At 70.7% G+C, this 12,611-nt stretch carries 8 protein-coding genes; 1 reads left to right on the plus strand and 7 read right to left on the minus strand.

Features of this window, described 5'->3' with window-relative positions:
• Window positions 1–42: 42 nt before the first annotated feature.
• The 7 genes from G3576_RS05770 to G3576_RS05800 all read right to left on the minus strand — a co-directional run bounded on the left by G3576_RS05770 (window position 43) and on the right by G3576_RS05800 (window position 10,731).
• A complete protein-coding gene (locus tag G3576_RS05770) occupies window positions 43–2,136 on the minus strand; it encodes a glycosyltransferase (RefSeq protein ID WP_164693407.1) in 2,094 nt (697 codons plus the stop codon).
• 171 nt (window positions 2,137–2,307) lie between these two features.
• Window positions 2,308–2,871, minus strand: coding sequence for a calcium-binding protein (locus G3576_RS05775; RefSeq protein WP_164693408.1), 564 nt, complete (start codon window positions 2,869–2,871; stop codon window positions 2,308–2,310).
• A gap of 576 nt (window positions 2,872–3,447) precedes the next feature.
• The gene (locus G3576_RS05780; RefSeq protein ID WP_164693409.1) at window positions 3,448–6,912 is read right to left on the minus strand and encodes a glycoside hydrolase family 99-like domain-containing protein; all 3,465 of its coding nucleotides are present in this window, start codon (window positions 6,910–6,912) and stop codon (window positions 3,448–3,450) included.
• Window positions 6,912–7,790, minus strand: coding sequence for a glucose-1-phosphate thymidylyltransferase RfbA (rfbA, locus tag G3576_RS05785; protein ID WP_164693410.1), 879 nt, complete (start codon window positions 7,788–7,790; stop codon window positions 6,912–6,914). The genes G3576_RS05780 and rfbA overlap by 1 nt, the downstream gene beginning before the upstream one ends.
• Window positions 7,787–8,695 (minus strand): dTDP-4-dehydrorhamnose reductase, encoded by a 909-nt coding sequence (gene rfbD / locus G3576_RS05790; protein WP_164693411.1) that lies wholly within the window; start codon window positions 8,693–8,695, stop codon window positions 7,787–7,789. The genes rfbA and rfbD overlap by 4 nt, the downstream gene beginning before the upstream one ends.
• Window positions 8,695–9,297, minus strand: coding sequence for a dTDP-4-dehydrorhamnose 3,5-epimerase (gene rfbC / locus G3576_RS05795; RefSeq protein ID WP_164693412.1), 603 nt, complete (start codon window positions 9,295–9,297; stop codon window positions 8,695–8,697). The genes rfbD and rfbC overlap by 1 nt, the downstream gene beginning before the upstream one ends.
• A gap of 150 nt (window positions 9,298–9,447) precedes the next feature.
• A complete protein-coding gene (locus G3576_RS05800) occupies window positions 9,448–10,731 on the minus strand; it encodes a glycosyltransferase family 4 protein (RefSeq protein WP_164693413.1) in 1,284 nt (427 codons plus the stop codon).
• Between the two features lie 145 nt (window positions 10,732–10,876).
• Here G3576_RS05800 and araD point away from each other — a divergent pair, with 145 nt between their 5' ends.
• A complete protein-coding gene (gene araD / locus G3576_RS05805) occupies window positions 10,877–12,607 on the plus strand; it encodes an L-arabinonate dehydratase (protein ID WP_164693414.1) in 1,731 nt (576 codons plus the stop codon).
• The last annotated feature ends 4 nt before the right edge of the window (window positions 12,608–12,611 follow it).

Consider the following 12,611-nt stretch of genomic DNA (forward strand, 5'->3'; position numbering starts at 1 on the left):
ATACCAACGAGTCGCTGCAAGCGGCCGTTGGTATGAGGCACGTCACGCCGCCGCGAAGGTCTCCCCGACGCGGGAGAAGCCCTCCATCAGCGCCTCGATCGTGCGGTCCCAGCGCTGGTGGTGCAGCCGCCGATTATAGGCGGCGGCGACGGTGCCGGCGTAGCCGCCATGCTGGGCGATGGACTGGCGCTCGAAGTGGAAGAGTTCCGCGGCCGGCTCGTAGAAGATCGTGCCGCCGGCCTGGCGGAGCCGCAGGCAGAGGTCGCTGTCCTCGTAGTCGCCGACGATGTAGCCGGCATGGAAGCCGCCGACGCCATCCCAGGCCTCGCGCCGGATCAGCATGGCGGCGCCGGTCACGCCCGGCACCTCCCGCGCCCGGTTGGCATCGGGGTAGTGGCGGGGAAATCCCTTGAAGTAGTGGCAGTTGAACCAGTCATTCCCCGGCCCGCGGGCGAAGTAGAGCCCGGCATGCTGCAGCGACCCGTCATCGAACATGAGCTTCGGACCGACGCAGGCGATGCGCGGATCACTGTCGAGCCGCGCGAGCAGCGGCGCCATCCAGCCCGGCCGGTCGGGCACCACGTCCGAATTCAGCATCAGCAGCAGCGGCGCGGTGGCGATGGCGGCGCCGCTGTTGCAGGCGGTGGCGTAGCCCGCATTGCGGCCATGCAGCACCAGCGTCACGCCGATGCCGGCCAGGCCGCAGGTGCCGCGCAGCAGGTGCTCGGCCTCCCCCCGCTGCTCGGGGCTGTCCAGCACATAGATGATCTCGGCGTCGCGCAGCATCGGATCCCGCGCGAAGGCGGCGACCTGGTGGCGGATGAAGCGGAGGTTCCGGTAGAGCGGAATGACGAAAGACACGCTTGGCCTGGCGGGGCGGGGGCCGATCTGCACCACCTCCTGCCCCACCGGGTCGGCGGAGGCGGCTTCGTGGAGGCGGGCGGCGGCGGGGGCCAGCACCTCGTCCAGCATTGCCGGGCCGACATCGAGCGGATTGACGCTGCGCAGCACTGCCTCCCGCGCCTGCGCGGCGGGCAGCAAGGCGGGGCCGGCGACAAGTTCGATGGCATCGCCGGAGCCGAGCGCAATCTCCACCCGCCACTGCGCCACCGGGCCAGGGCCGGCATCCGGGACATGCACGACGAAGCCGGGGCGTGGATCGGCATCGCCGAAGGGCGCCTGCTCGAACTTCTTGACGACGTCCGGGCGGCTGACGCGGAAGATGCGCTCCGGCGGCACGGGGATGGCGCCGAAGGGGCCGCGCAGGGTCAGGCCACGCGTCAGCCGCAGCGGGTCGTGCAGCCAGCCCACCAGGAAGACGCCGCCGCCATGGTCGGCGATGGCGCGATCCACCGCGGCGCCGACGGCATTGGCGGTCTCGGCCGCGGCGCGGGGCGGCGCCATGGCCAGCACCTGAGCATCCCGCACGGCGTCGCGGCACCAGGGTTCCTGCACATGCCGCCGCAGCGCGATGAAGGCCTGACGCAGCAACCCGCGCTGCGGGCCTGCCGATTGGCGGGCAAGTTCCACCAGCGTGGGCGGGGAGGGAGGCTGGGTGGGCAGGAGCAGCGGTGGCCCGTCGCCCAGCAACATCCCGCCGGCAGCCCCGGCGGGCAGCGGGGCGAGGCCGCCCTCGGGCTCCGGCACGCGGGCCATGCCCTGCGGCGTGACCAGCCAGCCGCCGGCATCGATCCGCCACAGGCTGCGACCCTGGCCGAGCAGCACGACCGGCCGCACCGCCTCCGCCGCCGACTGGGCGAGGGGACGGGCCAGCGCCATCAGGTCGGCTGCCAGCGCCATATCGGACGCGGCGCGCAGCGGGCCGGCAGCCTTGGCGGCGAGCAGCGCCAGCAGCCGTGGCGCCTTGGCGATGAGGGGGCGCAGCGCCTCCAGCGGCTTCGGCGGCCCCAGCGCCACCCAGGGATCGCCGCCCAGGCGGACATCGATCGCCGCGGCCCTGCCAGCGCGCTGCAGCAGGATGGTACCGCCGCCGAGGCCCTCGGGCACCGGCAATTGGGACAGCGGGCGGAACGGTGCGCCCTCATCCAGCCGCAACTCGGCGGGCGGGGTGGGACCGCGGCCGCCGGGCAGCACGATCATCACCGCTTCCGCGCCCAGGCGCACCCACCACGTCAAGCCGGCCGGGTCCGGGACGGCCGGTTCTGTCGGGGGGGTGGTCACGGATCGGCCCTCTTCATGGCCAGTATCAATGACGCGAATGTGATCATCCGCAAGCGCGAAGGCGGTCCGGGAACGATATCCGCGCGCAGCGATGGGGCGGCCGGCGGGCGCTCACGCGCCCTTGGCTCACACCACCTGGACGATCGTGTCGATGTTGCTCGTGAGGTCGGAGACCGAGATCCCATGCAGCGTGATGGTATCGCTGCCGAGCGTGATGACGGCATTGCCGAAGCTGTCGGCGCCGACATGCCCGCCGGAGATCAGGTCGGCCGGCGCCGCGACGCTGGAACCGTTGATGCCGCTGGTGATCTGCAGCGTATCGGTGCCGATGGTGAAGCCCAGGATGAGGTCATGGCCGAAGCCATCGTCGAAGGCAAAGACGTCGTCGCCCGTGCCGCCATTCATCCCGTCGTCGCCGCTGCCGCCGACCAGGAAATCGTCGCCACGCCCGCCGGACAGCGAGTCGTCGCCGGAACCGCCATTCAGCGTGTCGTCGCCATTCTCGCCATAGGCGGTGTCGTCGCCGCTGCGGAGAAGGACCTCGTCATTGCCGGAGCCGGCCAGCACCATGTCGTCGCCGGAGCCCGAGAAGACGGTGTCGTCGCCGCCGCCGGACACGATGGTGTCGTCGCCGCTGCCTGTCGTGACATCGTCGCTACCGCCGCCATAAACCGACGCGAAACCGGACATCGACACCTCCAGGCAGCTGACCAGTAGCGGTCAATGCGCCTTCTACATTGCTTGATGTGGAACTATTCGACTGCGAAGTCAACAAAAACCAGAACATTGCCTGACCAAATCATACAAGGCGGAGGCCTCGTAACCGCCTGATTCTAAAGCCAGGCTAGAATATTGGACAAGCAATACAAAATATTACATCCCATCCATGTTTACCTGGGCGATAACGAGGACGAGAGCGTCTCCGGAATCCTCACGATCGCGTGATTCAGCTGTATTCGCGATCCGGTTTCCCCGGCCCGCGCCTTCACCCGTGGCAGGAACCGCGTTGTCGAACGTCCTGCACGCCACCAGACGGTTTGCGAGTGCCGGCGGCTGAGGGCTCGCAAGGGATGTGTCGTCCCTGGCAGTAGCCGGGCGCGGCCGGTGCTGGCCGCATCGGCAGGTCCGGCGACGAACCAGGGGCGGAACAACCCATCGAAGCCGACCCGCCAGCCTTCTCAAACAGTCTCCAAGGCATGCCCGTCATTCATGACGTCCGTATGAACGGATCACGTGATGACCGCATGCGCGGATCGTGACGTCTCGCTACTGGCCGCGGCCCCGTCGCCGCCGAGGCGCCGCCTCGATCGGCGCTGGCGCCGCCTTCATCGTCGGCGCTGGCGCCGCCTCCATCATCGGCGCCGGCGCGCCAGGCAGCCGCAGCATGGCGACATGATCCACCGCAGCGCCCTGAAGCCCGGCAAGGGCTGCCGACTCCGACAGCGGCCGTGCCTCCAGGGCCTGCGCCAGGGCCGACCGCCGCCACAGCACGGCACCCGGCACCGCCGCCCCCGTGCCGTCGCGGAGCGCGGCGAAGGGCGCGGTCGGATCGGCGTCCAGCGCCCCGGCCGCCAGGCGCAGGAAGGCGCCGCCCGGCGCCACATCCGGATCCGCCAGCCACAGCAGCGCGGCCTCGGTCTCCGCCAGCGTGCGCTCCGCCAGGGCGTGCCAGGACGGCACCGGCGCCTCGATCCGGCGGCAATGGCGGTGCCAGCGCTCCGCTGCTTCCGCCATGCCGGCCGCCACCAGCGGATCGGCCCCATCCTCCAGCACCAGTACGGCCGCCACCGGCAGATCCTGGCGGAAGACGGCGTCGAGTCGGCTGGCCAGCATGCGGCCGCGCCCCTGGCCAGGCACCGCGACCGCCACCTCGGGCAGCCCTGGCAGCAGGCGCGCCAGCAGCGCCTGTGCGTAGCGGCCTTCCTCGAAGCGCTCGCAGGCCATCCGGTGGCGTGCCAGGCGCGCCGCCGGGCCTGCCGGCGGGTCCAGCAGGCGCGCCGCCGCCGTGGCCATCGCCTCCAGGTCGCCGAACGGGACCGCGGCGCCGCCGAAGTCGCGGGCCAGCGCCGCCGCGCCGCCAGCACCCTCGAAGGCCAGGATCGGCAGGCCGGCGCTCGCCGCTTCCTGCGCCAGCAGCGGGAAGGGGGCCTCCCGCGCCGTCAGCGCCAGCAGATCGGCGGCCGAGAGCAGGGCGCCGGGATGCGCCAGATGCTCCACCAGGTGGAACCCCTCCCGCGCCGCCGCCGCGATCTCGCTGCCCATCCAGGCGCGGATCGTCGGATCGAGCGGCCCGACCCAGGCCGCCGCCAGCCGCGGCTGGATGGCCCGCAGCCGCCGGAACAGCTGGAGGAACAGGTCGATACCGTGCCGCAGGTCGCCCGGCCCCGCGCCCAGCAGCAGCGGATCGCCGGCGGCGAGGCCCAGCGCCTCCCGCGCCGATGTCCCCGCGGCCGGGTCGGGCGGCGGGAGGGGGGCGAGCCCGGGTTCCAGCACCTCAAGCTCCACCGACCCGCGCCACTCCTCCGCCAGCGAATCCCGCACGGCCGCGGAGGGCACCAGGCAGGCGGCGACATGGCCCAGCGCGGCGCGCAGCCCGCCCGAAAGGCCCCGTTCCCGCAGCGTCGCCGGCATCTCCTCCAGCAGGATCGTCGTGCGGATGCCGGCGCGCTCCGCCGCCCGGGCAAGACGCGATCCCGCCTCGGCATCCATGACCGCATGGCGCAGCCCCGCCGCGCGCGCTGCGTCGAGCGCAGCCTCGGGCGCCGTCGATTCGACGGTCACCGGGCCGAGCCGCGCAAAATCGGATTCCAGCGGTCCGCCCGCCAGCAGCAGCACTTCCACCCGAAGCCCGCTGCGCCGTGCGATCGCCTGGATGGACCCTATCAGGCGCCGCGTCGGCTCCCGCTCCTCCGCATCGCCGGCCACCACGAGCAGCGCCGGCGCTTCCTGCGCCGCGCGGCCCACGACGGCGCGCGCGGTCGCGTTCAGGAAGGCGTGGCCGTAATGCAGGTCGGGCTCGAGGTAGGCGCCCTCGCACCATTCGTTCCAGGCATTGACGCAGACGAAGGGCTCCGCGCCCAGGAAGGGCTTGGCCGCCGCGCGCTCCACCAGCTCGCCCAGCCAGGCCTCATAGGTCGCGGGGGTGGAGCCGTGGATGATGACGGTGTTGGTGCCCTGCTTGCGCGGGTCGTTATCCCAGCCCGGCACCGCGCATTTGATCAGCGGGTAGTCGGGCTCCGGCTCCTCCAGCGACACGCGCGCGATGTCGTCATAGCTGAAGACGGTGCCGGTGAAGTCGGGATCGAGGTAGTCGAGCGACGCGCTGATCGGCATCGCGCGCTTCGTCACCTTGTGCGGCGGGAATTCGATGGCGGCGTCGAAGCCGACCTCGCGCGGGTCGATGTCGTCGAAGCTCTGCGCCATGACGAAGACAGGGTCCTCGCCATGGTCGTCGCGGAAGCGCTTCCGCCAGCCCGCCACGATCTCATTCGGCTCCGGCATCAGCCCCGCGCGGTACATCATCAGCAGCGGGCGGCCATTGACGCGGATGTAGCGCGGGTCTCGGAAATGCCGGACGAGTTCGGCCATCAGCGCGGCCTCCTCCTCCGGCCGGTAGTCCTGGCTCATCAGCACGTCGTTCTCGGCGCCGTCCCAGCGCCGCGTCCAGTTCTCGTTCGCCCACATCAGGGCGAAGGGCATGTCGAGGCTGCGGTCATCGAGGAAGGCGTTGACCGGCTTCTCCAGCAGGCGGTGGCCGTTGAACCAGTACCAGTAGAAGATCCAGCCATGCACGCCGCCGCGCTTCGCCATCTCGATCTGGCGGCGCATGACGTTCATGTCCGTCAGCGCATAGGGGCCGAGGTCGCGCGGGATGCGCGGCTGGTAGTGGCCGGCGAAGCGGGGCAGGGCGCGCGGCAGGTTGGTCCATTCGGTGAAGCCCTTGCCCCACCAGGCATCGTTCTCCGCAATCGCGTGGAACTGCGGCAGGTAGTAGGTCAGCACCTTCGCGCGCGGGCGCGCGCCGTCGGGCAGGGGCTTCGCCTCCTCGAAATCCTCGCCCGGCCTTGTGTTGCGCTTGACCATGCGCGGGATGGTCGGCGTTTCCTGCGGCATGCGCGGATGCACGCCGGGTTCGTGCCGGTGTCCCAGCCAATGCAGCAGCGGCGCCATCGTCGCCTGGCCGCCCATGTGGCGCTTGACGTAGTAGCGGCTCTCGAAATCCGGGGAGGGCTCGCGTCCTTCCTGCCAGCCGAGCGTGACGTAATGCTCGAAGGCATCGGCGCCGGCGCGGGCCACGTCGCGATAGGTGGAGAGGTAGAATTCCGCGTCGAATTCCGGGATCGGGGAGGCGCCATAGGCCCGGCTGCGCAGGTAATGCGCCAGCGCCGGCTCCGCGGGGTCCAGCCCGTGGCGCACGCGGTACCAGCCCGGGTCGAAATGCGGGCCGGGCTGCCGGTTCTCGATATCGCCATGCATGACGTAGTGCAGGACGGGATCGAAGCCGGCGTCGCGCACATCGGGGTTCTGCGCCAGGTACCAGGTGGGGTCGAGGTAGTAGTTCGGCCGCCGACCCTCCCGCCAGCCGCGCGTCAGGAAGTGCAGCGCGGGATCTTCCCCGGCATGCGCGACATCCGCGTTGTTGGCGACATACCATTCGGCATCCAGGATGCCGCTATCCGCCAGCGCCTGGATATCCGGCGCCAGCCCATCCTCAGCCGGCGCGGCTTCCATCACTGGTCCTCGCGCGCCAGCAGGCCTTCGAGATAGGTGCCATATCCGCTGTTGCGCAGCGGCTTCGCCAGCGCGCGCAGCTGCTCGGCATCGATGAAGCCCATGCGCCAGGCGATCTCCTCCGGCGAGGCCACCTTCTGCCCCGTCCGCTTCTCGATCGCGCGGACGAACTCGCCCGCCTCCAGCAGGCTGTCATGCGTGCCGGTATCGAGCCAGGCATAGCCGCGGCCGAGCCGCGTGACGCGGAGCGACCCCTCGTCGAGATAGGCGCGGTTCAGATCCGTGATCTCCAGCTCCCCGCGCGCGGAGGGCTTGAGGCCGCGCGCGATGGCCGGGGCCCGGCCGTCATAGACATAGAGCCCGGTGACCGCCCAGTTGGATTTCGGCGCCTTCGGCTTCTCCTCCAGGCTCAGCGCCGTGCCTTCGCCATCGAACTCCACCACGCCGTAGCGTTCGGGATCGGCGACGCGATAGGCGAAGACGCCGGCGCCGTGGTTCGCGGCGTCCCGCGCCTCCTTCAGCCGCGCTTCCAGATCGTGCCCGTGGAAGAGGTTGTCGCCCAGCACCAGCGTGCTCGGCGCGCCGGCGAGAAATTCCTCGGACAGCGTCAGGGCGCGGGCGATGCCGTCCGGCTTCTCCTGCACCGTGTAGTCGAAGCGCAGCCCCCAGCGCGCGCCATCGCCGAGCAGCCGCTGGAACAGCGGCATGTCGTGCGGCGTGGAGATGATCATGATCTCCTGGATGCCCGCCAGCATCAGCACGGAGAGCGGATAGTAGATCATCGGCTTGTCGAAGACGGGCAGCAGCTGCTTCGAGACCGCGAGCGTCGCGGGATGCAGCCGCGTGCCGGATCCTCCGGCCAGGACGATGCCCTTCATGGCGCGCCTTCCTTCAACCCCGCACTCGGCGGGCCGATCAGTTCATCCAGGCAGCGCGCGAGCGAGGCGCGCCAATCCGCGGGCGCGATGCCGTGCACGCGCGTGATCTTGGTGCAGTCGAGCCGCCCATCCGCCGGCCGCGTGGCGCGCGTGGGATAGTCGCTGGTGGCGATCGGCGTCACCGGCGGATGGCGATGCCCGCGCAGTGCCGCCTGCGCCAGGATCTCGCTCGCGAAGCCGTGCCAGGTGGTGTGCGGCGCGCCGGAGAGGTGGAAGATCCCGAAGCCCTCGTCGCCCGCCGCCGCGGCCAGCAGGCGCGGCGCCATGGCGAAGACCGCATCGGCCAGGTCGGCGGCGAAGGTCGGCGCGCCGTGCTGGTCGGCCACCACGCGCAACGCGTCCCGCTCCGCCGCCAGGCGGAGCATCGTCTTCACGAAATTGCCGCCGGTCGGGCTGCAGACCCAGGCCGTGCGCAGGATGGCGCTGCGGGGATTGGCGGCGAGCACCGCGCGCTCCCCTTCCTCCTTGCTGCGTCCATAGACGCCGAGCGGGCTCGTCGCGTCCGCCTCGGTATAGGGTGCGCCCTTGCGGCCATCGAAGACGTAGTCGGTGGAGAAATGGATGAAGGGCAGCCCGCGCGCCGCCGCGGCGGCGGCCAGGTTGGCGGCACCGTCGCGGTTCACGGCGAAGGCCAGCGCCGCATCATCCTCCGCCCGGTCCACGGCGGTATAGGCGGCGGCGTTCACCACCAGCTCCGGCGCGGCCGCCTGCATCGCCGCCTCGATCGAGGCCCTGTCGGTCAGGTCGAGGGCCGGCGGCTCGAGCGCCATGACCTCATGCCCCGCGAAGCGCGCGGCCAGCGCCCGCGCGACCTGGCCCTCCCGCCCCGCGACCAGGAGGCGCATCAGAAACAGGGCCCGATATCGGCCAGGCGCGGCAGCACGCGGTCCTTGTCGGAAAGCCGCGCGGTGGCGGGATCGATGCCCCAGTCGATGCCGAGGGCGGGGTCGTCCCAGGCGATGCCCTTGTCGCAGCCCGGCGCATAGAGGGCGGAGACCTTGTAGGCGACCTCCGTATCCCGCTCCAGCGTCGCGAAGCCATGGGCGAAGCCGACGGGGATGTAGAACATCAGGCCATTCTCGGCCGAGAGCTCCGCCGCGACATGCTGGCCGAAGGTGGGGGAGCCGGCGCGGAGATCCACCGCGATGTCCAGGATCCGTCCCCGCAGCACCCGCACCAGCTTGGCCTGCGGCGCCGGCGGCACCTGGAAATGCAGGCCGCGCACCGTGCCGCGATGGACGGAGAGGGACTGGTTGTCCTGGACGAACTCCTCCGCGATCCCCACCGCCTCGAAATCCCGGCGGTTGTAGGTCTCGATGAAGACGCCCCGCGAATCCTCGAAACGGCGGACGGTCAGCAGCAGCGGCCCGGCGATGCCGAAGCCCTGCGCCTCCACATTGCCGGCGCGGCGAATATCCGTGGCCGGCGCGCGCAGCTCATCCAGCATCGCCGTGATCCCCTTGGGGCTGAAATCTCGCGCCCCTCCATAATCCAAGGTAGAGCCCCGCGAAAGGCCGCCAGCCGGCGGCCGGCCGATGCTGGATGGAACAGAAATGCTTTCATTTCCGTCAGCGACGGCTTCGTGCGGCAAGACGCCTCACCACCGTCCGGCATCGGGTTCCGGCGCGGGCTCGCCCCCGGCCGCGATGGTCTCCAGCAATTCGACCTGGCGGGGCAGGCAGATCGTCTTCAGGTCGTAGCGGTCGATCACGCTCTGCCGCCCGGCCGCGGCCAGCGGCGCATGGGCCTCCGGGTCCGCCAGCACGGCCAGCACCGTGCGGGCGATGGCGTCGGGATCGAAGAAGGGCACCAGCAGCCCGTTATGGCCGTGGCGGATCGCCTCGCTCACCGGCGCCGTGTCGCTGCCCACCACGAGAGCGCCGCAGGCCATGGCTTCCAGCATCGACCAGGACAGCACGAAGGGATAGGTCAGGTAGACATGCGCCTGCGTGACGCGGAACAGGTCATGCAGCGCGTCATGCGCCACGCGCCCCGTGAAGTGGATGCGGGAAAGGTCGAGCTGCCCGCCCAGCTCCTCCATCATCAGCGCCTTCCAGTTCTCCGCCCCCGCCGGCTTCTTGCCGTAGGAGACCTCGTTGCCCCCCACGATCACCGTATGCAGATCCGGCCTTTCGCGCTGCAGCCGGGGCAGGGCGCGCATGAAGCTCGGGAAGCCGCGATAGGGCTCGAGGTTGCGCGCGACATAGGAGATCACCGGGTCGCCCCGGCGGAATTCCCGCCCTTCGGGAGTGCGGAAGACGGCGCCGGCGCGCGGCGCGCAGCGCTCGGTGTCCACCCCCTCGTGCAGTACCGAGATGCGCCGGCGCGCCCAGGCGGGGTAGCGGCTCCATTGCCAGCGCGTCGGGGAGACGCCCCAATCCGCCACCTGGAGGGAGACGAGCTGCGCCGAATTCAGCACCCGCACTCGCGCCGCATCGTCCAGCGTCAGCGGCTGGGCCGGGTCGAAGCCCATGTCCTGGCCGACCGCGTTGTAGAAGAACTCCCAGTAATAGAGGGTGCGCGCCTGCGGGAAGACGTCCTTCAGGAACAGCCCCTCTCCCCAGCCGGGATGGCAGACGATGATGTCCGGCCGCACGCCGGCATCCCGCGCCTTGACCAGCGCATTGGCCAGGTGCTGCCCGCGGCGGAGCGAGCCTTCGAAGGGGCGGAGGTAGCGATGCGTCTGCTCCCCGGCGCCCTTGGGCGGGCCATAGGCGAGGTAGGTGATGCCGGGCGCTTCGTAGCCAGGCTTCTCCCCCACGCACCAGACCTGCACGCCGTCCCGCTTCGCCATGGCAGGGGCGAGATGGGCGTATTGGCCCGGGAAATTCTGGTGGATGAACATCACCCGGAGGGGGCGTTTCAGGGGGAGCGCGGCCATTCTCTCTCCGGCGTCGGTATCGGAACGGTGGGCGACCATCCGGTGCCGGTCAAGCGCCCGACCCCGCCGAGCCCGGTCGGGCTGGTCGGCCCCCGCGACGGATGGCAGGGTGCGGCCGATCGACCAAGGGGGGATCCGCAGCATCATGGGCACACGCAAGCGGCCGGACGAACTTCGCAGCCATCGCTGGTACGGGGTGGATGACCTCCGCGCCTTCGGCCACCGGTCGCGCATGCTGCAGATGGGCTTCTCGGAGGCCGATTTCCGCGGCAAGCCGGTGATCGGCATCATCAACACCTGGTCCGAACTGAGCCCCTGCCACTTCCACTTCCGCACGCGGGCGGAGGAGGTGAAGCGCGGCGTCTGGCAGGCCGGCGGCTTCCCGGTGGAACTGCCGGCGCATCCCGTGACCGAGCAGTACATGAAGCCCACCAGCATGCTCTACCGGAACATGCTGGCGATGGAGACGGAGGAGCTGGCCCGCAGCCAGCCCTGCGACGGCCTGGTGCTGCTGGGCGGCTGCGACAAGACGCCGCCGGGCCTGGTGATGGGCGCGCTGTCCATGGGCCTGCCCTTCATCTTCGTCCCCGCCGGCCCGATGCTGCGCGGCAACTGGCGGGGCAAGACGCTGGGCTCGGGCTCCGACGTCTGGAAGTACAATGCGGAGCTGCGGGCCGGGAACATCACCGAAGCCCAGTGGAAGGACATGGAGACGGGCATCGCCCGGTCCTTCGGCACCTGCATGACGGCCGGCACCGCCGCCACCATGATGCTGGCCTGCGAGGCGATGGGCCTGACGCTGCCCGGCGCTTCCTCCATCCCCGCGCCGGATGCCAACCACCCCCGCATGGCGACCGATTCCGGCCGCCGGATCGTCGACATGGTGTGGGAGGATCTGACGCCGGCCGCGATGCTGACGCAGGGCAGCGTGGACAATGCGGTCGCCGCCACCATGGCCTTCGGCGGTTCCACCAACGCCATCATCCACATCATCGCCATGGCCCGCCGCGCGGGTCTGGAGCTGGATCTGGAGCGCTTCGACACCATCAGCCGCCGCGTGCCGCTGATCGCCAATCTCCGCCCCAATGCGGGGGAGGCGCTGATGGAGGATTTCTTCTACGCCGGCGGCAGCCGCGCCTTCCTCAAGCGCCTGTCCCCGCATCTGGACCTGACGGCGAAGACGGTCTCCGGCGGCACGATGGGCGAGGACATCGCGGATGCCGAGGTGTTCGACGACGACGTGATCCGCCCGCTCAACCGGCCGATCCAGGCGGAAGGCGGGCTCGCGGTGGTGAAGGGCACGCTCGCGCCGAAGGGGGCGGTCATCAAGACCTCGGCCGCCGATCCGAAGCTGCTGACGCATACCGGGCCGGCGGTGGTCTTCGACAACTACGCGGATCTCAAGAAGCGGCTGGATGACCCCGATCTCGATGTCACGGCCGACAGCGTGCTGGTGCTGCGCTCCTCCGGCCCGCAGGGCGGGCCGGGCATGCCGGAATGGGGCATGATGCCGATCCCGCAGAAGCTGCTGAAGCAGGGCGTGCGGGACATGGTGCGGCTCTCCGATGCCCGGATGTCCGGCACCAGCTACGGCACCTGCGTCCTGCATGTCGCGCCCGAATCCCATGTCGGCGGGCCGCTGGCGCTGGTCCGGGATGGCGACCTCATCCGCCTCGACGTGCCGAACCGCAAGCTCGACCTGCTGGTCGATGAGGCGGAGATGGAGCGCCGCCGCGCCGCCTGGACGCCGCCGGTGCGCCGCTACGAGCGCGGCTGGACGTCCATGTATCTCGACCAGGTCACGCAGGCCGATGAGGGCTGTGACCTGCGGTTCCTGGAAGCCGGCGCGCCGACGCCGGAGCCCGACATCTACTGACGGG

It is taken from the genome of Falsiroseomonas algicola, assembly GCF_011040385.1.
GTDB lineage: Bacteria > Pseudomonadota > Alphaproteobacteria > Acetobacterales > Acetobacteraceae > Falsiroseomonas > Falsiroseomonas algicola.